Annotated in this window: 17 protein-coding genes and 1 pseudogene; 4 read left to right on the forward strand and 14 right to left on the reverse strand. The window is 69.0% G+C overall.

What is annotated here, in order from left to right:
- The first annotated feature begins 45 nt into the window (after positions 1–45).
- Positions 46–756 (forward strand): TetR/AcrR family transcriptional regulator, encoded by a 711-nt coding sequence (locus tag SPR02S_RS39475; RefSeq protein WP_043258802.1) that lies wholly within the window; start codon positions 46–48, stop codon positions 754–756.
- A gap of 247 nt (positions 757–1,003) precedes the next feature.
- On the opposite strand, the gene SPR02S_RS39480 is transcribed toward SPR02S_RS39475, so the two are convergent.
- From SPR02S_RS39480 to SPR02S_RS60940, 4 genes and pseudogenes are all read right to left on the reverse strand, one after another.
- Positions 1,004–1,288, reverse strand: a complete 285-nt coding sequence (locus tag SPR02S_RS39480) for a hypothetical protein (RefSeq protein ID WP_052347118.1) — start codon at positions 1,286–1,288, stop codon at positions 1,004–1,006.
- The gene (locus SPR02S_RS39485) at positions 1,275–8,093 is read right to left on the reverse strand and encodes a polymorphic toxin-type HINT domain-containing protein (RefSeq protein WP_019062547.1); all 6,819 of its coding nucleotides are present in this window, start codon (positions 8,091–8,093) and stop codon (positions 1,275–1,277) included. Before SPR02S_RS39485 ends, SPR02S_RS39480 begins: the two co-directional genes overlap by 14 nt.
- A 115-nt stretch (positions 8,094–8,208) precedes the next feature.
- Positions 8,209–11,928 (reverse strand): laminin G domain-containing protein, encoded by a 3,720-nt coding sequence (locus tag SPR02S_RS39490; RefSeq protein ID WP_245607692.1) that lies wholly within the window; start codon positions 11,926–11,928, stop codon positions 8,209–8,211.
- Between the two features lie 330 nt (positions 11,929–12,258).
- Positions 12,259–12,617 (reverse strand): annotated as a pseudogene (locus SPR02S_RS60940) (TetR/AcrR family transcriptional regulator); the annotation flags it as partial.
- A 28-nt stretch (positions 12,618–12,645) separates the two neighbouring features.
- On the opposite strand from SPR02S_RS60940, the gene SPR02S_RS63565 reads away from it, so the two are divergent.
- Together SPR02S_RS63565 and SPR02S_RS39510 are read left to right on the forward strand one after the other, a co-directional pair.
- A complete protein-coding gene (locus SPR02S_RS63565; protein ID WP_019062551.1) occupies positions 12,646–12,792 on the forward strand; it encodes a hypothetical protein in 147 nt (48 codons plus the stop codon).
- A gap of 87 nt (positions 12,793–12,879) precedes the next feature.
- Complete coding sequence (locus SPR02S_RS39510; RefSeq protein WP_019062552.1) at positions 12,880–13,413, forward strand: DUF3592 domain-containing protein; 534 nt, start codon at positions 12,880–12,882, stop codon at positions 13,411–13,413.
- Here the strand turns inward: SPR02S_RS39510 and SPR02S_RS39515 are convergent.
- The 5 genes from SPR02S_RS39515 to SPR02S_RS39535 all read right to left on the reverse strand — a co-directional run bounded on the left by SPR02S_RS39515 (position 13,400) and on the right by SPR02S_RS39535 (position 16,506).
- Positions 13,400–13,630, reverse strand: a complete 231-nt coding sequence (locus SPR02S_RS39515) for a hypothetical protein (RefSeq protein ID WP_019062553.1) — start codon at positions 13,628–13,630, stop codon at positions 13,400–13,402. The genes SPR02S_RS39510 and SPR02S_RS39515 overlap by 14 nt on opposite strands.
- 132 nt (positions 13,631–13,762) lie before the next feature.
- A complete protein-coding gene (gene sigJ, locus SPR02S_RS39520) occupies positions 13,763–14,719 on the reverse strand; it encodes an RNA polymerase sigma factor SigJ (protein WP_019062554.1) in 957 nt (318 codons plus the stop codon).
- Positions 14,716–15,519 carry an SDR family oxidoreductase gene (locus SPR02S_RS39525; protein ID WP_019062555.1) on the reverse strand — a complete coding sequence of 268 codons (804 nt, stop codon included), beginning with the start codon at positions 15,517–15,519 and terminating at the stop codon, positions 14,716–14,718. Before SPR02S_RS39525 ends, sigJ begins: the two co-directional genes overlap by 4 nt.
- Positions 15,520–15,533: 14 nt before the next feature.
- Complete coding sequence (locus SPR02S_RS39530; protein ID WP_019062556.1) at positions 15,534–15,959, reverse strand: hypothetical protein; 426 nt, start codon at positions 15,957–15,959, stop codon at positions 15,534–15,536.
- Between the two features lie 64 nt (positions 15,960–16,023).
- Positions 16,024–16,506, reverse strand: a complete 483-nt coding sequence (locus tag SPR02S_RS39535) for a GNAT family N-acetyltransferase (protein WP_026151266.1) — start codon at positions 16,504–16,506, stop codon at positions 16,024–16,026.
- Between the two features lie 64 nt (positions 16,507–16,570).
- Here SPR02S_RS39535 and SPR02S_RS39540 point away from each other — a divergent pair, with 64 nt between their 5' ends.
- Complete coding sequence (locus SPR02S_RS39540; protein WP_019062558.1) at positions 16,571–17,668, forward strand: phosphotransferase; 1,098 nt, start codon at positions 16,571–16,573, stop codon at positions 17,666–17,668.
- A gap of 28 nt (positions 17,669–17,696) precedes the next feature.
- Here SPR02S_RS39540 and SPR02S_RS39545 read toward each other — a convergent pair whose 3' ends face one another.
- The 5 genes from SPR02S_RS39545 to SPR02S_RS39565 all read right to left on the reverse strand — a co-directional run bounded on the left by SPR02S_RS39545 (position 17,697) and on the right by SPR02S_RS39565 (position 23,301).
- Entirely contained in the window at positions 17,697–18,197 is a 501-nt protein-coding gene (locus SPR02S_RS39545) for an HAD domain-containing protein (RefSeq protein ID WP_043258803.1), read from the reverse strand.
- 95 nt (positions 18,198–18,292) lie between these two features.
- Positions 18,293–18,916, reverse strand: coding sequence for an RraA family protein (locus SPR02S_RS39550; protein WP_019062560.1), 624 nt, complete (start codon positions 18,914–18,916; stop codon positions 18,293–18,295).
- Positions 18,917–19,052: 136 nt separating this feature from the next.
- Complete coding sequence (locus SPR02S_RS39555) at positions 19,053–19,940, reverse strand: hypothetical protein (protein WP_106437108.1); 888 nt, start codon at positions 19,938–19,940, stop codon at positions 19,053–19,055.
- 40 nt (positions 19,941–19,980) lie between these two features.
- Complete coding sequence (locus SPR02S_RS39560) at positions 19,981–22,206, reverse strand: phosphotransferase family protein (protein ID WP_019062562.1); 2,226 nt, start codon at positions 22,204–22,206, stop codon at positions 19,981–19,983.
- Between the two features lie 162 nt (positions 22,207–22,368).
- Positions 22,369–23,301, reverse strand: a complete 933-nt coding sequence (locus SPR02S_RS39565) for a winged helix-turn-helix domain-containing protein (protein WP_043258811.1) — start codon at positions 23,299–23,301, stop codon at positions 22,369–22,371.
- Between the last annotated feature and the right edge of the window lie 20 nt (positions 23,302–23,321).

Here is a 23,321-nt window from a genome sequence, read left to right on the forward strand (position 1 = left end):
ACTGTATTGCTCTGATACGGCGTATCGCAACGGTACGGTGTGAGCATGACTGTGTGGGACCGGCCGGAGCCGCCGACTCGCCCCGTGACGCTCGACCGGGAGCGGATCGTCGCCGCCGCCATCGCGCTGGCCGACGAGGGCGGGCTGGAGGCGGTGTCCTTGCGCAAGGTCGCGGCCCGCCTGGACGCCGGTCCGATGCGGCTGTACAGATACATCTCCACCAAGGAGGAGCTGTTCGACCTCATGGTGGACGAGGTCCAGGCCGAGATCCTCTCCGAGGAGCAGCCCGGTGACTGGCGGGAGGCGCTGCGCACCCTCGCCCATCGCACCAGGCAGGCCGCGCTCCGTCACGAATGGCTGGCCGACCTGCTCGGCGGCCGCCCGGCCATGGGCCCCAACGGACTTGTCGTAGCCGAGTCCACGCTGGCCGCCCTCGACGGCCTCGCCGACATCGACACCGTCCTGCGCGCCGTGGAGACCGTCAGCGCCTATTTCATCGGCGCGATCAGGCGCGAGATCGCGAACCTGCGGGCCGAGCGCGCCACGGGCCTGTCCAAGTACGACTGGCAGCGCGCCCACGGCCCGCATCTGACGAAAATGCTGGCCACGGGCCGCTTCCCGGCGCTGGCCAAGGCCGTGCACGACGGCACGGACGTGGACGCCGAGACCTCCTTCGCGACCGGCCTGGACTGGGTCCTCGACGCCGTGGCCGCCAGACTCGCCCGAAGGCCGCCGGCGACCGGAGCGCCTCGGTGACGGTCGGCATCCGCATCACCTGAACGCCGGGGGCACATGGGCGGGCCGACCGCGTCGTCGAGGACCACCGGGCGAAGACGGAGCCGACCGCGTCCCGCATCAGCGACGCGCCCGAGGAGTTCCTGACGGCGGTGGCGCGGCTCGTCGTGGGCGCGAGGGAAGCCCACGTCCAGTCCGAAGCCGAGCCGACCGCACCGAGATCCGGTCGTCCCGACTTCCCGTCGACGCACTCGCCCGGGGCACACGATCAGAGCGGTTCCAGTTCGTTTCGTTCGCTGTCGAGGATCAGGTGGTCGCCGGGGTACGGCACCCACACGCCGATGCCGTTCGGCCAGGAGACGACCTCCACGGAGCCCACCGTGGCGAGGGGGGTCCGTAGGTAGATCGACTGGCCGTCGAACAGCGAGAAGGTGGTCCCGATCGGCTCGAAGCAGACTTCGACGGTCTCGCCCCGGGCCGCCGTGAACTTCAGGTCCACTGTCTGCGGGCCGGTGGGTCCGGTGGGTCCAGGGGCTCCGCTAGCTCCAGGCATCGATGATCTCCTGCGTCAGTGTCACGCGCGCCGGCGCGGTTTTGCCTCCCCGGCCCGCCAGTTGGGCGCCGCGGTAGAAGTCCTGCAACTTCTCCGCGTCGGACTTGCTGGCGAGGCCTCGGAGCTCCTCAGCCGAACGTGTCCCGACGAGATGCGACGGGTCTCCGTTCCCCCAGATCGGAGCGCCGACTTCCTGGAGGGAGCCGCCGTCGAGCTTGGGAGGAGCGAGCCTGCCGCCGGGGTTGGTGGTGTCCGTGGCCGTGCCGTGCGAGTCGACCTCGAACCGCGGATCGCAGCCACTGTTGTGGACGAGCACCGGGGTCTCACCGGCCAGCACATAGTACGTGTGCAGGTCGGTGACGGTGAGGTTGTAGGTGGTCGCGTGCCTGGTGAAGGCGCGGTTGCCGGTGACGATGACGGAGGTGCCGTCGTCGGTGCGCAGGGTCATGCCCGGCTTCAGGTCGGTGGCCTTGGTCCACCGGCCCGCCGAGGGCGACCAGAAGGGGTGCTCGAAGGTCGCCGTCAGCTTCTCGACGCCGTCCTCCGTGGCGATGGACAGCTCGTTGAAGTGCTTGTCGTCCTCGGTGATGATCAGCCGCGTCACTTCGCGGGGCCCGGACTCCCCGGTCTCCGGATCCGTGGCCATGACCAGGTCGCCGACCTCGACGTCCTCGATGTCCTCGGTCGTCGCCCCGTCGCCCATCAGTACGTCGGTACCGGCCAGGAAGCACTGGGTGCAGCCGGTGGCCGTCTTCTTGGCGCCCTTGACCACATCGGCGACGTTGTCGGCCTGGTTGGGCGCCTTGGCCAGGTCGCCCAAGGGCAGGATGCCGATGATTCCGGTGACGACGCCGAAGGCGTCGCCGTCGCTCCAGGAGCGTTTGATGTCGTAGGCGTCGCAGCCCAGACCGACGATGGGGATCCAGCCGCAGCCGGCGATTCCCACTTCCTTGAGCAGTGCGTCGTCCTTCGCCTGGAGCGCCTGTGCCTGCGCGACCCAGTTCTTCAGATCCGGGCTGTTGAGCACCTGGGAGGCGAAGTAGGGGTTGGCCATCGGGTCGGTGGCCACCACCCCGCAGCCACATCCGAAGAGGGTGGTCGTGGTGGTCGTGTCGGGGGTGTTGTCGTGGCTGGAGCCGTCGTACTGCGAGGAGCCGTCGTCGTTCTCCGGCTTGTACGTGCCGTAGGTGCCGTTGGTGCCCGAGCAGTAGTGCGGGTAGCAGGACTCGAGCCCGGTCGGGTCGGACTGGGTGACGGGGGTGTTGTTGGCGTAGCTGTAGCCGTTGAGGGACTGGTGCTGGTCGAGGGTGAGTTTCGGGTCGACGCTGATGAACCGGCCGGTCGACGCGTCGTACTCGCGGGCCCCGATGCTGGTGAGCCCGGTGTCGTCGTCGGCGGTCTTGCCGAGGAAGGCCTTGTCGTCCATCCACGTCCCGGTGCCGCCCTGGCGGGACTCCCCGAAGGGGCTGAAGTACCGCTTGGTGACGGCGAGATCGGTGGCGGCGACCGCGAGCGTGGACGTGCCGTGTGTGTCACCGGCGAGGAAGGAGAGCTTCTCGGTGCCGGTCTCGTTGGTGCGGACGGCGATGGTGGTACCGGCCGCCGTGTAGTAGCGCTGGCCCCAGATGGCGCCGGTCGCCGCGTTGTAGTGGACCTCGGTGGCGCCGAGGTAGAGGACGCTCTCGCCGGTCGTGTTCCGGCGCACCAGCAGGTTGCCGTCCGCGTCGTAGAGATATCCCGTCCTGGCCCCCGCCTCGGTGAGCGAGTCGAGCTTGCCCTCGCTGTTCCAGGTCAGGCTCTGGGTGGCGGTGCCGTCGGGGCGGGTGGTGGTGTTGCCCGTGTCGTCGTACCCGTACGCGGCCGAGGCGCTCGCGCAGGCGGTGCCGGTGATGGTGGCGAGCAGTGCGTGCGGGCGGTCGGTGTCGTAGCAGTACGTCCGGGCCGTCGACGTGGTCGTGGTCCGCTCGGTGTCCGTCCGGCGCAGACCGGCGTCGTCGTAGGTGTACGAGGTCCAGTAGGGGGAGGCGCCGTCGATGTCGGTGGTCGTACGGCCCGAGGTGGCGCAGTCGGCGGTCTTCGGGGTCCAGGCCTCGGTCAGGCGGCGGTAACCGTCGTAGGAGAAGCACTGGTTGTCGGCCTCGGTGGTGGCGCCCAGCGTGGTCGGGTCGGCGATGGACAGGACGTTGCCCGCGTCGTCGTAGCCGTACTGGAGGTCCTGGAGCATGTAGGCGTGCGCGGTGGTCGTCACATGCGACTCGGTGAGCCGGCCGGTGCCCTCCTCCCAGGTGTTGGTGACGTACGCCTTGGGGGTGTTGGCCGCGGCGGACGCGCCCAGGGTGAGCTGTTCGGTCTGGCCGAGTGCGGAGTAGGAGGCGCCGAGCAGATAGCCCGACGTGCCGGAGACGGTCTTGGGCAGGGCCGAGTCGGTGTAGGTGGTGGAGACGTACTCGTCGTCCAGACCGCCCGCCGCCGGCTCGTAGCCGGAGGCCACGGTGCCGTCGACGTTGTAGTCGGTCTTGAAGGTCAGCGTGGCGGACGGGACCGCGCCCGAGGTGACGAAGGTGTCGTCGGACGGCAGGCCGAACGTCGACTCGGTGACCTGGTAGAGGCTGTCGTAGGAGACGACCGCGTCGGTGTAGGCGTCCCCGCCCGTGCCGCCCGCGTAGCGGGTCGTGGAGTCCAACTGGCCCTTGGCCAGGGAGTCGTAGGCGTACGCGGTCAGCTTGTTGGCGTCCGTCTTCGACGTCTGCCACACCCCGGTCGTACGGCCGATGGAGTCATAGCCGTACAGCTGCTTCTGCCCGCGCTGGTCGGTCGCCGACTCCTTCTGGTCCAGGGCGGTGTAGGTGCTCGTGGTGGTGCCGGTGTCGGGGTCGGTCGCCTTGGTCTGGCGGCCGAACAGGTCGTAGCCGTACGACCATTGCTCGCCGTCGGGTCCGGTGATCGTGTCGGCCAGGCTGTCACGGGTGTAGGTGTACTTCGTCGACGTGTAGGTGCTGACCGTGGGCGAGACGCCCGCGTACTCCCGGCGTTCGGTGGTCCGCCCCTGCGCGTCGGTGATCACCCGGGTCGCCGAACCGCCCTCCGCAGCCGTCGTGGCGGTCGAGTCACCGGTATACGTGGTGGTCGTCGCGTACTGCTCGACCCCGCCGGTCAGGAAGGTGGCCTTCGTCGCCCGGCCCGCCCCGTCGTACACGGTCTCGGTCTGGCTGGGCGCCTCGCCGTACTCGGCCCTGGTGTACGTGCCGTTGGGCCCGCTGGTGGTGTCGTAGATGTCGGCGAACGTCTCGTACGCCAACCCCCGGGTGTCGTAACGGGTGTCGGTGAGGATCCGCCCGGCGGTGGACGCCGGCGTCTGGGTCTGCAACTCCCGCAGCAGCGCGTCGTAGATCGTGTACGTCGTCGCGTACGACGTCCCGTCCGCCTTCAGTGTCGACGTCGAGATCCAGGACTGCTCGTCACCGGTGACGTGGTAGGCGAACTTGGTGTTCGCGCTCTGCCCCCCGTCCTTGGAGCGGTTGGGCAGCCACACGGCGGTGAGCCGGCCGAGCGAATCGTAGGTGAGATCGGTCTTCTTCAGGTTGGCGTCGTAGATCTTGACCGGCTGGCCGGTGGCCGGGTCCGCGTAGGTGTACGTCGAGTGCCCGGCCGCGTTGGTGACCTTGGTGCGGGTCAACGGGCCCGCGCCCGTGGGCGTGTAGGCGTTGGTCGTGGTGTTGCCGCCCGCGTCCGTGGACGTCAGGGGCCGGCCGAGCGCGTCGTAGGTCGCCTTGCCGGTGGTCTGCCAACTGCCGGGATTCCGCTCGCCGTTGGTGGCGGTCGCCGGGTAGGCGCTCGCCCGGCCGGTCCAGGACACCTCGCCCTTGGTCGGGGTCTGGGCGGCCGACCAGGTGGTGGCGGACGCGGTGTCGTAGACCGTCGCCGTGTCGGCCAGCACGTCACCGCGGCTGTCCGTGCCCGTCGGCAGGGACAGGTCGGTCTCTGCGGCCGAGCAGACGCGGCCGACCGTACGGGTGCGTGAGACAAGGGAGTTGATGCCGAGGGTGTCGTTGCGCGCGTACCAGGTGCGGGTGCAGGTCTGGTCGCTGTCCACGGCCGCGTCGCCGTTGTCCTGGACCTCGACCGCCATGCCGTGGTCGTCGTACGTCGTCTCCGTGGAGGACGTACGCCAGGACGCGGAGCCGGTCAGATACGTGCGGGTGACCGCCTTGTCCGAGCGGACGAAGTAGGCCTCGACGTCCGCGTAACTCTTGTGCTGGGTGGCCGTTCTGGACTTCCACGGGTCGTTGACCACCACCGACACCGGCGTCGAACCGTCGTAGGAGATCTGCTCGCGCAGGAACCCGGAGTACGGGTCGGCGTCCGCGATGTCGGCGACGGTGAAGCCGTCCAGCTCGACACCCGCCTCCGTCACCGAACGCGTACCCGAGTCCGTCCTGTCGCCGTCCATGCCCCGCAGATACAGGGACACCTTCTTGGACCGCGTCACATCCGGACTGCCCGTGTACTCGGTCACCTTGCGGTAGCCGCGCCACTGCGACCAGGTCCGCTCGTCCGACGGCGTGAACGGGTCGTTGTTGTAGTGCCAGCCGGGTCCGGAGTACTCGTAGGAGTGCTCGACCGCCTCGTTCTGCCCGGTCGGGTCGGCCGTGAACACCGCGGTGACCCGGTACTTGTGGAACCAGTCGATCGACGCCTCCGTGGCGCCGTTGATGTTCCAGTAGACCGGGTAGCAGGACAGGCTGTTGTCGTCCTCGGCGGTGGGCATGTTCGAGCCGCGCACACACTCCGGCTCGGAGAGCGTCACGTCCGTGATCGCGCCGGTCTCGGACGTGATCGTCTCGATGCGGGGGCGGGTGAGCGGGAGGATGTCGTCGGTCGCGTCGACCCGGTTCTCCCGCATCTGGTACGTGAAGGTGATCGGGTCCAGCGAGACGTCGGCACCGTTCTTGCCCGTGTGGGTGAGGGACTTGAGGACGAGGGTCTGGTCCGAGGTGTCCCCGATGTCACCGCCGTCGAGGAACTCCTGCGTCAGCTTCCACGAGTCGGCCTGCGTGTAGGCGCTGCTCGCCGCCGACCAGGCGTAGGTGTTGATACCGGTCAGCCGCTTACGGGTGAAGAACGAGGGCGAGACGTTGGTCTCACAGTCCGCGTCGGCCGCGCAGATGGCGTCGAACGGGACGTCCGGCCAGTCGTCCGAGGTGTCGTCCGTCAGCGCCGAGCAGTCGTCGGCGGTGCAACGCTCGCTGTGGTCGAAGGTGATCTTGCCCGGCGCGTCCGCGGTGAAGAGCGTGCCGGAGCGCTGCCCGTAGAGGATCTTCGTGAGGTAGCCGCCACGCGTGTAGGTCGCGGTGGCGGTCGAAGCGCCGTTCCTGGCATAGGAGTTGGACTCCTTGGTGTACCAGTACGACATCGCGTTGCCGTGCAGGTCCTCGACGTAGTCGAGGTTCCACCGCCAGGCCTGCGCGCAGTACGCCGACGCGAAGGTCGCGTCGTAGCAGGGCTCGCCCTCGTCGTCGCCGAACACCGGCACCGACCACACCGAGTTGGTGCGCTCGTCGCCCGCACCGGACAGCTTGTTGAGGCCGAAGACGTACTTGATGCCGTCACCGGTGACGACCGTCCAGTACTCGCCGTTGTTGTCGCCGTTGTCGGCGTCCGTGGAGTGCGTGACGGTCGACGCGTCGTCGTCCTTCAGCCGCCACTCACCCGTCGTGTCGTCCTTCACCAGCTCCGACGACTTGCCGTTCAGGACCAGGGAGGCGTTGTCGTACTTCCAGCAGCGGTCGTACTTCTCGTCGTGCCCGTCCTGGTCACAACTGCCGTAGCTGCGCTCGACATACGACGACGAGAGGTCGAAGCCCTCGCCGACCAGGGTGGCCTGGTTGTTCGTGGACGCCGTCTTGCCGTCCACGCCGCCCGAGTCGTACGACAGGGCCAGCGCCGGTTCCGGTCCCGCGGCGACCGGCGGTACGTCGATGTCGTACGACCAGCTGAAGGCCCCCGAGGAGCCGCCGGCCGACCAGATCGACGAGGCCGCCAGCGGGGTCGCCGTGTAGTCACCCGAACCGGACTCCGACTCACCGGAGGCCGCGGTCGCGGCGAGCACGGTCGCGGCGGCGGTGCTCGCCTCGCGCACCAGCTGGGTGGACACGCCGGTGTCGGCACCGGTCAGCTCGACGGTGGCCGAGAGTTCCTGGGCCTTGATGTCATTGGCGGAGCCGAGCGGGGTCTGGGTACGGCACTTGGCCTGCTCCGGGGTGGTCAGCGCACACGCCGGCAACGCGACCAGCCGGAGGCGGCCCGACCAGCCACCACCATAGGCGGAGGCGAACTCGCCGTAGTCGAGGGAGAGTTGCGCCTTTCCGGCACCGGCGACGGACAGCAGGACTCCGGAGACCCCGGCCGCCTCGGTCGCCTTGCGGGACAGCACCTCGACGGTGGCGGAGCCGCTCCCCGCCGTCAGCTTCACCGGCAGGCCACCCGGCTCGGCCTCGGCCGCCCTGCCGGTGGAGAGGTCGAGCGCGGCCGTACCGGCCTTCGGCCAGTCGGCGCTCTGCTCGGCACGCGCCCGCTTCGCCTGCGCCTGGTTCTCCGCCTTGGCCTCGGCGACCTTCGCCCGCGCCTTCTTCGCGCCGAGGCCCTCGACCTCGTACACCTCGCTGACCCGCTCCTTCTGGGTCGCGAGCCTGCCCAGCGGATCCGCGTCCGCCGCGAAGGCCACCGGTGTCAGCAGCGAGGCCAGCAAGGTCGCGGTGACGGCGACCAGTCCGGTTCGCCCCAGCCTTATGGATGATGTGCGCATGCCATGTCTCACGTCGTCGCCCCGTCATGTCACATGAAAAAGATCAAGGAAGTACCGTCGTGCCGGCGTCCGGGAGGTGGTGCGGGGCACCGTCTCCCGGACGCGGCCGTCCGCGCTATTCGCCGACCATCGAGGTGATCTGATCGGTGTCCGAGGCCGCCCCGGCCCACAGCCGCAGCTCGCTCACCGAGCCCGGCAGCCAGTGGCCCCAGGCCCCGGCGGTGTAGCCGTTGCCGACCGCGAGGGACTCCTTGCCGGAGTCGGTCGTGTAGGACACGGTCGTGTACTGGACGTTGTCGTTGAGATACAGGGCCGCCGTGACGTCCTGCTGGTTGAAGACGCCGGTGATCCGCACCTGACCGCTGTCGGTGGTGGCCTCCTCGCTGACCTGCGCGGTGAAGGTGCCGTCGTCGTTGTAGCGGCCGAAGTGCCAGAAGCCCGTCGCCACCGTCTTCTCCACGATGTCGCCGTCCGTGGTCTCGATCGCGACCGTCGTCCTACCGGTCACCTCGAAGAAGACGCCCCAGTTCGACGTCCCGTCCTTGTCGCGCTTGCCGACGACCTGGGCGACGTATCCCGTGCCCTTGGCGGCCAGCGCTTCGAGGTCGGGATCGACCACGGCCGTCACGGTGAACGAACCCGTGTCGTCGACGGCCGCGTCCGAGGAGGCCGCGTCGTCGGTGCCGTCCAGCACGATCGCCTCCCCGTCGGTGGCACCGCCGCCGGAGACGGTGAGCGTGCGCCCGTACCCCGAGCTGTCGGCGAGGCTGGTGGCACCACCGGCCGCGGTGGCGGCGTCCCAGTGCGCGGCGAGCTCGACGTACTGGTCACCCGTCGTCGGGTTCAACAGGCGCGCGTCCCGCACGACTTCGTTCCAGGACAGCGCCCGCTGCCAGGTCCGCACCTCGTCCACGGAACCGTGCAGAGGGTAGGAGTACGCCCCGTTGAAGAGCGCGGGCCCGACCCGCAGGGCACCCGTGGAGGCCCAGGGCGCCGCCGCGGCCTTCTCGATGTACCACTTGCCGTTCACGATCAACCGCATCGTCCCGGCCGTCGCGTTGTAGACGAAGGACACATGCGTCCAGGTGTTCGCGGCCACCGGCGCGACCATGTAGTACACGGTGTACGGGGGGTCGTCGGAGTTGTCGCCGGTGGTGATCATGCCCCAGTAGCCGTAGGTGGCGTTGTAGAGCACGTAGAACGGACTGTTGTACGCACCGCTCTGCGACAGGACCATCTGCGTCTTGCTCAGGTCGTCGAGCCGGACCCATGCCGACGCGGTGTACGACTTGCCGGTGTCGAGCACGGGGCCGTCCGTCTGGGCGTACCCCGAACCGCCGTCCAGCAGAAGGCTGGTGTCCTCCGCACCGGTGTCGGGGTCCGTACCCCGGCGACCGCGACCGTCGCGGGTGACACCGGTCGAGGACAGCGTGAGGTCGTCCGCGTCGGCGTCCACCCCGGTACCGGAGTCGACGGCGGCGCCGGACGCCTCGTCGAAGTGGTACTCGGCCTGCGGTGCCTCGCCGTCGGAGACCCTGAAGTCGATCAGGTTCTGCGCGCCCCAACGCCCCAGACTGTCCTCGGCCCGCGCGTACAGCCGGTACGTCCCCTCGACGTCCGGGGTCACCGCCTTGGTCACCTTGGTGCCGCTGATCGCGGACGACCAGGCCGTCTCCGTGGAGAGCTTGTACTGGTACGCCACGTTCGCGTCACCGTCCGCCGGACCGAACGTGAACGTCGCCGCGATCCCCGGACCACCCGCCGCCGCACACGCGTTGGCCGTGCACGCCGAGTACGGCGACGCGATCGCGATCGTCGGCTTCAGCGGTCGGGTCGGGTCGACCTGGAAGTAGCACCAGCCCGTGGTCGAGGCGTTCGACGAGCCCGACAGCCAGCTGGCACCGTCGTTGTAGTACGACCGCACCCACGCCCGGTACCGGTACAGCACGTCCTCACTCAGCGTCGACCACGCCAGCGTCACCTTGGCGTTGTCACCGGCGTAACCGCTGGAGGGCCGCTCGCTCCCGTTGCCCGCGGTCACGTTCGACCAGGTGCCGGTGCTGCTCCGCTGGTCCAGGTCGAAGGCGATCCGCAGACTCGCGTCGTTCTCACCGCCCGACTTGGTCTGCGCGGTCGCCGCCAGCGACGGCGTGGGGTCGGAGACGATCGCGGGGTCGTCCGCGTCCCGCTCACAGACCGTGCCGTCACCCGTGACGATGCCGACACCGGTCGGCGTCGCGGGCAGGCCCACGTACTTCACCGAGAGCACGGCGTCGTTCTTGAACCGCTTCCACGAGTTGGGGTCGGTCTCGTCGTGCGCCTTCAGCATCAGCGGAAGGCGGGAGAAGTTGCCCGCCGCGAAGCTCTTGACCGTGGCGGTCAGGTTCTCGTTCGTCTCGGCCGCGTTGTCGTTGAACTCGATCGCCGCGTTCGGCTGGGACGGGTCGCAGGCGCTGCCCCGGCCGGCGGAGACGTACCGGTCGACCATCAGGTCCAGGTGCGTGGGGCCCGGCCAGTCCGAGGACGACGAGATCCCGTTCGTACGGGTCAGATCCACCCACGACGCGGTGCACGACATCGACCACGACTCCGTCGCCCGGAACGTGGCGTCCAGTACGTGCTTGCCCTTGAGCGAGGTCGGCGCGAACTCGAAGTACAGGCGCTGCTTGTAGCCCGAACCGCAGTAGTACGAGTAGCCGCCGGTGACGTAGGTACCGCAGTACCCCATGCCCTTGCCCTCGTCGTCGTCCCCGTTCGTCCACGCGTAGTCGGCGTAGCCGTCGCTGCGCAGGAGGGTGCGCTCGGCCTCGGACCAGGTGACGGTCGGGTCGATGTAGAGCGGGTAGGTCGCGTTCTCGACGAGTTCCGCGTCCGGGGTCAGGGAGAGTTCGTCGTCGGAGACGTCGAGGGGCAGCAGCGCGATCGCGCTGCCGTCGGCGGGACCGTCCGCACCGTCGGCGACCGAGGCGCCGCCCGAGGAGTCTGCGGAGTCTGCGGAGTCAGCGGAGCCGGAGGAGTCGTCGACCTCGCCGGCCGTCGTCAACCGAGTGCTCAACTGCGTGGTCAACTGGGCGTCGGCCGAGGACTGTTGGGCATCGCCCGCCGAGTCCCACATCTGCGCCTGCGGCGAGCGGAACACCGGCACACCGTCGCCGTCGACCGCCTGCATCCCGCCACCGGTCGTCTCCTGGACGTCGAGACCGGTCGTGTCGAGCCCGAACGACACCTCCGACAGCGCCTCGCTCGCCGCCGCCTGGGCCGACTTGACGATCAGCACCTCGCGGAAGCCCTCGACCGACGCGGTCAGCTTCAGGTCCACGCCGGGCAGGACCTCGCTGTACAGCGCGGAGTCCCCTGCCAGCACCGGCTTCGGCAGCTCGCCGGCCCAGCCCAGGGACAGGGTGCGCCCCTCCCGGGTCACGGACACCAGATCGCCGCCGTCGCCGCCGTCGGAGAAGGACATGCCGACAGCGGCGGCCTTCGGCCCGACCGACCCGTCCGCGCGCACCTCCAGCGTGGCATCGGGCGCGACCCAGCCGTCGTCGTCACCGGCCTTCACCCGCACCGGGACCGCCGAGTCCTCCAGCGTGAAGGACAGACCGTCCGGATTGGCGTAGGTGGTCGCGTACTCGGTGCGCAGCGCGGGCACCTCCACCTGCGCGCCCGTCGACTTCGCCGCCGCGAGCGCGTCCTGCGCGGCCTGCGTCGACTCCGAACTCCCGTCGTCCGCCGACGCCTCGGCCTCGCTCATCGGCTCCGACTTCGCCGCCGACGCCACCGACCTGGCCGCCTCGACCGTCCCGTCCAGCGGATCCACGTCGGCCGCGACGGACACGCCTCCGGCCTGAACCAGGCCGCACACCAAGGCCGTTGACACGAGCAACGTGCCCAGCCCGCGTCCGGTTCTGCTTCTTCCGCTGCCGCTGCCTCTTCCACTGCCTCTTCGGATCACAATCCGCCCCCGTCCCCCGCGATCCCACATGGATCAGCAAAGGGAACCTAAAGCGATTCACAACCTTCATCAAGATTTCATTTGCCCCATCTCCCCCTCAAACCCGGGGACTTGACCAAAAGATTCCTGGACACAGGTTTCCCCTAGGGTCACCGTCGAGTACGAGCACAGACCCGACAGGGCGGGTGTTATAAGGCATTCCCCTTCCCATGCCTACGAGAGCGGGGAGACGTCGGATGCCAGGGCCCGGGCGGTGTCGGCGAAGCACTGCTCGTCGGCGTCGGGGGCGAGGCCGAGGGTGACGCCCTGAGTGAGGCCGACGAACAGCACTCTGAGCGCGGTGACCGGAGCCGGGCCTGAGGTGACGTCACGGTGCCGCCGTCGTACGACCTGCCGGTGAACAGCGCGATCAGGTGCTCCTCCTGGAGCGACAGGCGCGGCAGCGCGTCGGGGCCGTCACCACCGCGCCGGCAGTGCCGGGCGAAGGCGTCGACCGCCGCCGGCAGCTCCAGCCCGGCCGGGACCTCCCGCTCGATCTCCTCGTAGTACGGCCGCAGTTGAGCCGACGAGACGTCGAACGAGCTTCAGGGAGGAACACTCATGGCCCGGGCCGTCTCCGGCGTGGCCCTGCTGATGGCGTGGCGGGGCAGCGGTGCCGGGGGTGAGGTGTGGATCGGGTACCAGACGGCCGGCCCGGTGGTGTTCGCCGTACTGCCGGCCGCGGCCACGCCCACGCCGAAGACCTGACCTCGGGTACCCACGCCAATTGGCCACCGCGCACCCGAACTGGCCACACTGATCGCCGCAGTTGACCGTTTCGGGGCAAGGAATGTCATGCAGGTTCGGGGTCAGGTACCGGGGCAGCGCGCACGCCGTTGGATCTTGTTCGGGGTGATCGCCTTCGGGGCGCTGTTCCTGGTCATCGGGGTGATCACGGCGGGGGTGTCGGTCTCGTTCCTGGTGGATGCGGAACGTGCCCCCGGCACCGTGGTGAGCCTGGAGTGGCGGCAGGACCACAGCGGTACGTCCCGCAAGAACCGGGCGAGCGACAAGCCCATGGCGTACCCGGTCGTCGAGTTCACGTCGGCGGACGGTACGCGGCGGACGTTCCGGGACTCGACGGGGTCCAATCCGCCCGCGTACGACGCGGGTGAGCGGGTCGAGGTGCTCTACCACGCGGACTCACCCGAGGACGCGCGGATCAACGGGTTCCTCTCCCTGTGGCTGTTGCCGTTGGTCTTCGGCGGGATCGGGCTGGTGGTCGCGGCGATCGGGACGACGGTGGCGGTGCTGACCCGGAGGCGTTCGCGGGCCGCGAGTCCGCAAGCGTCACCCCCTCGGTCCGACGCACTCCTCAAGGCGCCGTGACGGCGGTCGCCGTAGTCTCCCCGGTCGCCATGGTCGTATCTCCGGCCCCGGGTCCGACTCCCCGGGCACGCCCCGCGAGCAGGACGACCAACAGAGCCGGCGCGAGCAGCAACGGGGGACGCGCCGGACGGTCGTCCGCCGGCTGCCAGACGGAGGTGCTGCCGGCCGAGACGAGCAGGGTGACCACCGCCAGGGCGGCCAGCCCGGTCAGGAACATCACCGCGACGAAACTGGAGGTGGCGGCCTCGTACGTCCGGGAGCACAGGCCTTCTTCGGCGACTCCGACCCCGTTTCAAGCTGCATCACGCCTTACCCCCTCACCGCCTCAACCCCTCCCCCCCCTCACCCCCTACGTCTCGCCATCGCCATACCCGTTCCACGCCCCCAACTTGTCCGGATTGACCACCAACCACAGATCGGTGATCAGGCCGGCACCCCCCACCCCCACCGCGAGCACGGCGAACGTCGTCCCGGCTATCCGTACCGCCACCCCGGGCGTCCCGTTCACGTCGTCCTCGACGAGTTCCATGTCGGGTTCCCGCCGCATGAGGCCGAGGAAGAGGCGGGCCACCTTGTCGCGGCCGACGACCGGACGCAGAGCCGCCCGTACCTTGCCGCCCCCGTCGCTGCGCGACTCGACCGCCGGGTCGAGCAACGCGACCAGCGCATCGAGATCCCCGGTCTCGCAGGCCTCGCGGAACGCGGAGACGACCCGCCCGTGTTCCGCCGCCGTACCGCTGCCGGGTGCGCGGTGGGCCAGGCGTCGGCGGGCGGAGGAGGCGAGTTGGCGACAGGCCGCGGGCGTACGGCCCACGGTCTCGGCGATCTCGGTGAACGGCAGCCCGAAGACGTCGTGCAGGACGAACGCGACGCGTTCCGCGGGAGTCATCGAGTCGAGCAGCACCAGCATCCCCATGCTGACCGACTCGTCGAGGGTGATCCGGTCGGCGGGATCGTCGGCGCCCGCACCACCCCCCGTACTGGCCCACCCCGCACCGTGCCGCACCGGCTCCGGCAGCCACTCACCGGTGTACCGCTCCCGCCGGGCCCGCGCCGAGCCCAGCTGGTCGAGGCAGATCCGCGAGGCGACCCGGGTCAGCCACGCCATGGGCACGTCGATCGCCCGCTGCGCCTCCTCGGACAGGGCGTACCAACGGGCGTACGTCTCCTGTACGACATCCTCGGCGTCCTGCACCGAACCGAGCATCCGGTAACCGAGGTTGAGCAGCCGCCGCCGCTCGGCCATGAGGGAACCGAGGGTGGGATCCTGGGACGAACCGGGTGAACTGGACACAGCGGTGATCATCCTCCCCGTACAGACGGCCGGCCGGACGACCGACCGCCCCGCACCACATGCCGCGCGAGCCACTCGTCGAAGGTCTGCCCGCCCCGCGCCCCGGGTGCATCGGCCGCGTCGGCGACCGGCAACTGCCCGTCCCCCGTCATCGCCGCCCCGACCGCCCCCGGCATCCGCACCGGCACCACCAACCGCCGCTCCCCCCTCGCCCGCAGCAACCGCCGCACCATGTCGACGAGTTGCTCGACGCGCGGCCCGGCGAGATCCGGGGCCATACCTTGCGCGGGCCCGGTCGCGAGCGTCACCAGTTGCCGCGCGACCTCCCGCGCAGCGATCGGCTGGGTCCGCATCCGCGGCACCACCGCGAACGGCCCCGGCACCCGGTCGAGGGTCTGCTCCGCGAACTCGTGGAACTGTGTCGCGCGCAGCACGGTCCACGGCACCGGCCCGCCCCTCACCACATCCTCCTGGCGGAGTTTGCCCCGGTAGTAGCCGAGGCCGACCCGGTCGATGCCGACGATCGACAGCACCACGTGATGCCGTACGCCGGCCCGCTCCCCCGCGTCCAGCAGATTGCGCCCGACGGCGTCGAAGAACGCGACCGACTTTCGCGCGCTAGTGGTCGTCACGTTGCTCACGTCGACGACGGCATCCACGCCATCGAGCGCGGCATCGAGCCCAGCGCTCCCGGCTACCAGGTCCACACCCCGCGACCGGCTCAGCACCACCGGTTCCCGCCCGGCCGCGACCAACTCCTCGACCACGTACCGCCCGACCAGCCCGGTACCGCCCGCCACCGCAACCCGCATACCGACCCTCGCCTTCACTTGGTGTCACCCCGCCGCCCAGGAGACACCGGCACCAGCAGCACCGCCGACAACAGCACCAACGCGGCGAGGAACACCACGTTCAGCACCTGGTCCCGCGTCCCGTACATGTCGAGATGCTGCACGTGATAGCTGAAGTGCAGCACGTTGAAGACCAGCCACACCGCACCCGTCGTCTGCACCAGCCTGGTGTTCCGCACCTCGCGCAGCGCGACGATCGTGAGGAGGGCCAGCGCGAGGAACATCGCCCCCGCGTCCTTGACGAGGTGCTCGTTGTAGGGACCCAGCTGGGGCAACCAACTCAGCCCGAGTCCAGGGAAGTTCGCGTACCACCCCGTCGGCGAGAAATAGGCCCGGCCACCTGTGTACAGCCCGACCACGGCCAGCAGACCGAGGCTGACGTACCGGATTCGTGTGCTCATACCTGTCATACCCGTACGACGACACAGCCCCCGCGAATGTCAGGGCGGAGGACAAAGTCACAGGTCAGGCGGCCGTTCCCCGCACCATGAACACATCCACCGCGTCCTCGGCCTCGACGACGAACCCGTACCGCTCGTACAACCGCCGAGCCGGACTCCCCTGCAACACATTCAGCCGTACAACACCGACACCGACACCGATGCCGCCCCCGCCATCGACCTCACCCCGGTCACACCGCTCCAGCAGCTCCCCCAGCACACCGGAACCGATCCCACGCCCCTGATGTTGCGCGCCCACATAGAAATGCTCCAGCCAGTGGCAACGGGCGTCCCCGTCCGGCCGTAGCGCCACGCACCCGGCGAACGCCCCGCCCACCTCGATCACCCAGGTCCACTCCGCCACGAACCCGTCCCGCAGCCGCTGCCGCACACGCCGCTCGTCGTACCGCCCGAGCCGTTCCAGATCACCACGCATCACGACGGCACGCAGCTCGGCGATCGCGTTGACGTCGGCCGCCGACGCGGGCCGTATCTCCCAGTCAGCCATGATCAGCACGCTACCGCGCGGAAATCGATGGAACCCGAGCGGCCCCGCCTGCTGGAATGACCCGATGCGCGACGCCGCCGACACATCGACGATCACGGACCGAGGTCGGCACAAGAACGCCAAGACCCCCTGGGACCAGCCGACTTGGCGGAACACGGCCCTCGACTGGGCCACCCGCGAACTCACGACGAGGGGACTACGAGAGAGCGGGACAGCCGGACGGCGGGTACGCCTACGCCCCTGGTCCGTCCTGGTCCGCATCCCGGTCGAGGACGCCGACACCACCGACGGAACCACCTCCACGTCCGCCTCCACCTCCACCGTATGGCTGAAGGCCAATCCACCGGCCAGCGCCTTCGAGGCACCCCTCGCCGCCGCACTCGCCCACTGGGTCCCGGAGTACGTCCTGGAACCCCTCGCCGTAGACGCCGACCGCGGCTGGTCCCTGCTCCCCGACGGCGGCGACCTCTTCTACCAGGTCCTCGACCGCAACCCCGCCGACCCCCACGCCTGGGAGGAACCGCTGCGCCAGTACGCGACGATGCAGCGCGCGCTGATCCCGTACACCAAGGACCTCGAACAACTCGGCGTCCCCAGCGCCAGGACGACAACACTCCCCCAAGTCTTCGACGAGACAGTGGAGTTCATCAGGTCGGTCACCGAGAAAACAGCAGCGCCGCCACGACACCCCGCCCCCGGCGTCGACCCCACCACCCTGCACGCCCTACGCCCGCGCCTGCTCAACTGGTCCGCGGAACTGGCCGACTTGGGCATCCCCGACTCGCTCGACCACTCCGACCTGCACGAGGGCCAGTTGTTCAACCCGGAGCCCGGCCGCTTCACCTTCTTCGACTGGGGCGACGCGTCCGTCTCCCACCCGTTCTGCAGTTTCCTGGTCCCGGCCGAGCAATTCACCGAACGCTACGGCCCCGACTCGCTGCCCCGCCTACGGGACGCCTACTTGGAACCCTGGACAGGAAACGGCCGTAGCAGCAAGGAACTTCGTCGCGCGCTGAGCCTGGCCGGACGGCTCGGTGTCATCGGACGTGCGGTCACCTGGGGCCGGATCTTCCCCGGCGCGTCCGACGAGACGCGCGCGACGGGCGCGGCGGAAAGCACGAAGCGCCTGCTGCAACTGGCAACGGCCGAGCCTCCGTTCTGAGAGCCGTACGTCAACTGCCCGCCGCCCGCTACCGGTTGGCGTCCAACCACGCCCGCACGGCATCGAGATCGGCGTCGGTGATCCCGTACCGATGGTCGACGCGATGCAGCAGGGCCCGTTCCGGATGATGGGCGGTCACCCAGTCGCGGTCGGCGTCGCGGATCTCGTCGTCCACCCAGATGAAAGGGCGCCCGGCGGCCCAGGCGACGAGCGGCCGGGTCTTCCAGTGCAGGCCGCTGACCGGACTCCCACCCGCACTCTCCTCGGCCGGGTCGGGCCAGTCCACCAGGGGGAGTTGGGGCAACCCGAGCCAGGGTGCGACGCACACGTTCGCGTCGTCCATCCAGGTCGTCGCCCACACCAGTTCGCACCGCAACGCGGCGAGCCGGGGCCCGAGCGAGGGGTCGATCCGGGTCAGCAGGGGCGGGGCGGCGGCGACCGGCGGCGCAAACTCCGGCTCGTACACCGGGTAGGGCCGCGACGCACCGAAGGGGAGCAGGGTTCCGTCGACATCGAGGAAGAGAAGCATCGACACCAGGATCGGCCACTTCCCTCCCCGACGCCACGCGCATCACCCCCACTCCTCGCCCCCACTCCGCACTCTCAACTCCTACGCCGGACACGTCACCCCTCGAACCCGCCCGCGCGCAGCAGCTCCTCGACCCGGGCCCGATGCGCCGCCTCCCACTCGTCAAGGCTCTCGTCGCCCTCCTGAACCAGCCGCGCCAACGCCCCCGCGAGCACCTCCGCCCGCCGCGCACCCGGCACGACCACGACCCCGTCCTCGTCGGCCACCACGACATCCCCGGCGTCGACGGCGACGCCCCCGCACCGCACCCGCTCGTTCAACGGCAGTACGGCCTTCTTGGCCCCCGGGATCGGCACGGTCCCTCGCCCGAACACGGGGAACCCGGCCGCCCGCACCTCCCCGACGTCCCGGATCACCCCGTCGACGACGAACCCGGCGATCCCGCGCCGCTGCGCGACGGCACACACATTCCCCCCGGCGAGCGCGTACTCCACGTCACCCGACTCCACGACGAGCACCGAACCGGGCTCGGCCCGGTAAATGGCCGCGTGCAGCATGAGGTTGTCGCCGGGAGGGCACCGCACGGTGAAGGCGGGCCCGACAAGGCGCGACACCGGACCCCACAGCGACCGGATACCGAGGTCCAACACCTGCTCGTGGCCGAGGAGGTCGGCGAGGGTGGTCGTGGGAACGTCCTGGAAATCGGTGGCATCAGTCATACGGCGGACGCTACCGCCCACCCCCAAGTCGCCGTCGAGAGCGGCACGTTCACATTCGAGGCCCGAGCCGTGGTCCTCGCCGACAAGGAAAAGCAGTTGATCCCGCTCTTCGACGTCGCTCCTCGGCCGAGCACAGTCAGTCGAGCGTGCCCCTGTGCCAGGATGGCCTGTCGGCCAGTTCCCACAGGGCGTCGAAGTGCTTGTTCCAGGTCTCGACGGCAGCCTTGGCGTCGTCGGTGTCCTCCCGCGACCAGATGTTGAGGTCGGTGCGATATCCCTGGGGATCGTAGTATTCCGGTTCCGGACCGAATCCCACGGTGCGGGCGGACACGTCGTAGAGACCGTGCAGAACCAGTTCCCGGTTGAAGATGCAGATCTTGTCGCGCGGAATGCCCGGGTAGAAGCGGTACTCGCACGCGGCCGTCACCCGCCCCACCGACGTCAGCCGCCTCGCGATGCCCGACAGCCTCTGGTCGTACTCCTCGCACTTGAGCTCCACCCGCTTGCGGAAGTCCACGTCATCGACGGGAACACCCCCCGTGCCCACTCGGGAGGGCACCGTCATGGGAACGCGGAAGTCCGGCACCAGGAATCTGACCACTACCTCCCGCGTCGGACCGGGATCTTCGTGGAGCTCCTCCAGACGGTGATAGAGCTCGTTGTACAGCGTCTCGCCCGTGTAGCCGAGAAAACTGATCTCCACCGTCCGGTCGCGGAAGGCCTCGGTCACGAAGGTGCCCAGCTCCCGTGACTTCACCTGGGCGTGCGACGGCACCCTGAGCGACGCGTCAAGGTCGTTGACCTTGCTGTACAGCACATAGGCCACGACGCTGAGAAGGGCGCTGCCGAGGAACACCTTGCCCTGGAGGGCATCGCCCACCGGCTTCACGAACTGTGCGATCAGCGCGACGACGAAGACGGAGAGGAGCAGAATCCGCGTGATCGTCGGCTCGTAGCGGGCCTGGAACCGCCTGAGCCGCTCGCTCAGGGTGCTTTCCGGCAGCACCCTTCCACTGCCGGCCATCGCAGCCCCTCTCCCCCGTCACGCGACGCACAACGACAAGTCACACCTCTGCGGGGTACTCGTGCGTCCGCGTCTGTCCATGGTCGGGCCATGCAAGCGCCAAGGCAAGATAGGGATTTGCCGTCGATCTGTCCCTGAGCCCGAGTGACGCGGTCGCCGTTTTCAAGGTCATGGCGTAGGTGTCGACCGCCCGGCGGACGTTGGGAGCCTCCAGGCTGTCTCCGGTCACCAGCCGGTCAAGGTCCACATAGGCGGACCGCACGGTCTCGATCCAGCGGTACACGTTCCAGTCCTCGTTCCAGCCCTTGGTGCACTCCTCCGGCATCCTCCTCTCCCATCGAGTGAACAGGCGGTGCCGAATGTCCGGGCTCGTCGGGGTCAGGTGCATGTGGCGGACAAGGTCGTAGAGCGGGTCGCCCACCATCGCCATCTCCCAGTCGATGAGAGTCAGCCCCGTCCAGTCCTCGCGACGCACCAGGTTCCAGGGGTTGAGGTCACCGTGCAGGAGCACGGACCGGCGCGGGGTCACCATGTGCCGGTCGAGAATCTCTCCCAGTCGGACGATGTTTCCGGGCAGGCCCAACTCCCGGGCCAGCGCCAGCGTCTCCTTCGGGAGCTGGGACACCATGCGGAGCAGTTCGAGGCGCAGTCCGTGGTAGAAGTCCTGGCCCAGAGTGTCCGAACCCAGCTCATCGCAGTCGATCTGCGTCAATTCACAGAGTTGGTCGACGAGATCGTCCGCCTCGTACGGCAGCAGCCCCTCGGTCGGATGGTCGGGGTGCCGGATCTCGCCCTTCGGCCCCTCGTAGGAGTGGATGGTGAACTGGTCCTTCAGCTGGCGATGGCTGGTGCCCAGCGCCAACACCCGCGGGGCGCGCACCTTCACCCCGGACTTCTCGATCGCCGTCAGGACGGCATGCTCGTTGAGGTACCGCCGTTCGCGTGGATTGGCCGGTCCCACCTTCCGACGCACCATGACCGGCAACGGGATGCCACGCACCTGCACCGCCGTACTGAGATGGGCCGTCCCCTTGAACACATGGTCCGCGGGAGCGGCGCCCTCCCCGAAGAGCGCGTCCCGGACCGCCCACGCCGGAAACTTCGGATGCTCAGGCACCCTGATGTCCCGCTTCCAGGCGATGGTCAGCTTGTTCCGGTCCTTGCTGTGCCGCTTGCCGTTGGACACGTTCCACCGGAAGAGCATCCGCTCGATGGCCTGCTCGTCCGGCACGCTCTTGAGCCGTAGGGGGATCTCCGCCGCCACCAACGCCCGGTGCACCGCGTGCGTCGCAGCATCCAGGTCCCGCTGGTCGAACTTGTCGCCGAGCGAGGTCACCGCCCGCATCACGTCCGGATAGACGGACTGCGCGCGCTCGAAGTCAACGTAGTGCCTCAGATCCCGCTCGGCACCCTGCACCGCGTCACCGCACCGGTGGTCCATAGCGGTGTGCCAGGCGTCCATCACCTCGGACCACTGATCATGTGGGTAGTCCATCCGCACGAGATGGGTGGCGAGGTCGTGCACCGGGTCGCCGAAGGTCGCCAGCTCCCAATCGACACAGATCAGGGGCGGGTCACCGTCGTACGAGAAGATCACGTTGTCGCGGTGCAGGTCGGTGTGGAGAAAGCTGAAAGAGCGGCTGGTCATTTTGGGCACCCGCTCGGCGAAGCGCACCATGGCGTCCTCCGGAATACCCAGCGTGGCGAACAGACCGCCGAACTTCGACCAGTTGCGCTTCCGGATCTGCTCCTCCGTCGCCAGGGCCAGAGTCTGCAGAAAGGCCCGGCTGTCCCGGCCGTTGCGGGGCCAGGACAGCGGCAGCGGTGGCAGATCCTTTCTGCGCACCTGCGTCATGTCCGCGAGCAGGCCCGCGAGGGCTGGGATCAGATGAGGTTCGACGCGCTTGCCGTTACGGCAGATCGTCGACAGGGGCACCCCCTGCACATAGCTCAGAACCGTCATGTCGCCGTGTCTGACGAGGCATTGCGGCACATGAGGCAGCACCCCACGGAGCGCGTCGAGGATCTCCGCCTCGTCCTGCCATGTCCTGATGACGACGGGCAGCGCATCGCCGATCCGCTGACGGATGGTGACCCGCTCGTGCCCCCTCAGCGCCGGCAGCCGGGCGCTCACCGCTCCCGGCGGTTGCACCACATGGTTCAGATTGTGGTGCCCCCGGCTGAACTCCCCCTCGACCTTGGCGCAAGCCACGAGCGAGGTGAACGCTTCGCGCGCGTCCCTCTCCGAAAAGGGAGCTCGGGGCATCGGCGGACCACCCAAGGTCACTCCTGAATAGCTGTACGTCGCCGCAGATGTTCATGCGTCGCGAGATGGGTGGCCACACTGTAATGCCCAAGACTGGAGCGAGTGGAACAACATCGAAAAACGCAACTCACTTGATGACGTCGACCCAATGACCTGCGGATTTCAGAACGGCACAGCCAGGCGCTCCCAGCAGGCGTCGAACCATGCCTGCATGGTCTCGATGAACACTGATCCGGTGGAGTTGGGATCACCCTCGTCGTTGACGTGCCTGATCAGAGTCGATCCCAGACCGAGGACGTCGAGGGCGTCCACCTCCGTCCCGTCGTCGAGGAGGATGGAGCGCTCCACGACCTCGTAAGGCCCGAACAGGGCCTCGGTGCCCGGGCGGAGGTACAGCTTGAAGGCGGGTACCAGGGGGACGCTCCTGACCTCCACCGCCACGGACGGCACCAGTCCCTCTGTCTTCAGATTCCGCAGTGCCGCGCGCAGCGACGTCGTGTGTCTTCGGGTGATACCTCGCAGACGCTCCTGGATCTGTTCCTGCAACTGGTCCAATTGTTCGGGCCCGTACGCCTCTTCGGGCTCGCCCACCGGTTTCAGGGCCCGTGGGTACGGCAGTTGCAGCGACTCGGAGGGCAACAGCATCCGCAACTCGATGCGTTCGGTGGTGATCTCCCCAGTGCGAATGTGCTCGGTACGGATGTGCTCGGCCTGCAGCCGGACATGGGCGTCCAGGCTCTCCGACGTGAGAGTGAAGACGTCCAGGCGCACGGTCGGCTGAGCGAACGCCCGGGTGACGAAGGGGCCCAGGGCCGCCCGCAGCCGGGGCGCCTGCTGCGGAACCTTGCCGGAGTGGATGGGGCTCTTCACTACCCGCGAACCGCTTCCCTGACGGGACTCGATCCACCCTTCGCCCTTCAACTCGCGCAGTACACGCTGGACCGTGTCGCGGGAGACTCCGAACTCCTCGGCGAACTCGCGCTGCGTGGGCAGCGATTGCCCCACTGCGTAGGTGCCGTCGGCGATGCGGACACGGAGTTCCTCCAGCAGGGTGTTGTACTCCCTGCCGCCGCCCTCGCCACGTCCTGAGCTCACATCGCGACCGTACCGCTTCG

This window comes from Streptomyces prunicolor NBRC 13075 (assembly GCF_000367365.1).
GTDB lineage: Bacteria > Actinomycetota > Actinomycetes > Streptomycetales > Streptomycetaceae > Streptomyces > Streptomyces prunicolor.

Bases quoted from the DNA above. Each gene is read 5' to 3' on its own strand.
- SPR02S_RS39510 (WP_019062552.1), top strand. From the start codon at position 12,880: ATGCAGGTTCGGGGTCAGGTACCGGGGCAGCGCGCACGCCGTTGGATC.
- SPR02S_RS39560 (WP_019062562.1), bottom strand. From the start codon at position 22,206: ATGCCCCGAGCTCCCTTTTCGGAGAGGGACGCGCGCGAAGCGTTCACC.
- sigJ (WP_019062554.1), bottom strand. From the start codon at position 14,719: ATGATCACCGCTGTGTCCAGTTCACCCGGTTCGTCCCAGGATCCCACC.
- SPR02S_RS63565 (WP_019062551.1), top strand. From the start codon at position 12,646: ATGGCCCGGGCCGTCTCCGGCGTGGCCCTGCTGATGGCGTGGCGGGGC.
- SPR02S_RS39525 (WP_019062555.1), bottom strand. From the start codon at position 15,519: ATGCGGGTTGCGGTGGCGGGCGGTACCGGGCTGGTCGGGCGGTACGTG.
- SPR02S_RS39475 (WP_043258802.1), top strand. From the start codon at position 46: ATGACTGTGTGGGACCGGCCGGAGCCGCCGACTCGCCCCGTGACGCTC.
- SPR02S_RS39530 (WP_019062556.1), bottom strand. From the start codon at position 15,959: ATGAGCACACGAATCCGGTACGTCAGCCTCGGTCTGCTGGCCGTGGTC.
- SPR02S_RS39485 (WP_019062547.1), bottom strand. From the start codon at position 8,093: ATGCGCACATCATCCATAAGGCTGGGGCGAACCGGACTGGTCGCCGTC.
- SPR02S_RS39540 (WP_019062558.1), top strand. From the start codon at position 16,571: ATGCGCGACGCCGCCGACACATCGACGATCACGGACCGAGGTCGGCAC.
- SPR02S_RS39515 (WP_019062553.1), bottom strand. From the start codon at position 13,630: ATGTTCCTGACCGGGCTGGCCGCCCTGGCGGTGGTCACCCTGCTCGTC.
- SPR02S_RS39535 (WP_026151266.1), bottom strand. From the start codon at position 16,506: ATGGCTGACTGGGAGATACGGCCCGCGTCGGCGGCCGACGTCAACGCG.
- SPR02S_RS39555 (WP_106437108.1), bottom strand. From the start codon at position 19,940: ATGGCCGGCAGTGGAAGGGTGCTGCCGGAAAGCACCCTGAGCGAGCGG.
- SPR02S_RS39545 (WP_043258803.1), bottom strand. From the start codon at position 18,197: ATGCTTCTCTTCCTCGATGTCGACGGAACCCTGCTCCCCTTCGGTGCG.
- SPR02S_RS39550 (WP_019062560.1), bottom strand. From the start codon at position 18,916: ATGACTGATGCCACCGATTTCCAGGACGTTCCCACGACCACCCTCGCC.
- SPR02S_RS39480 (WP_052347118.1), bottom strand. From the start codon at position 1,288: ATGCCTGGAGCTAGCGGAGCCCCTGGACCCACCGGACCCACCGGCCCG.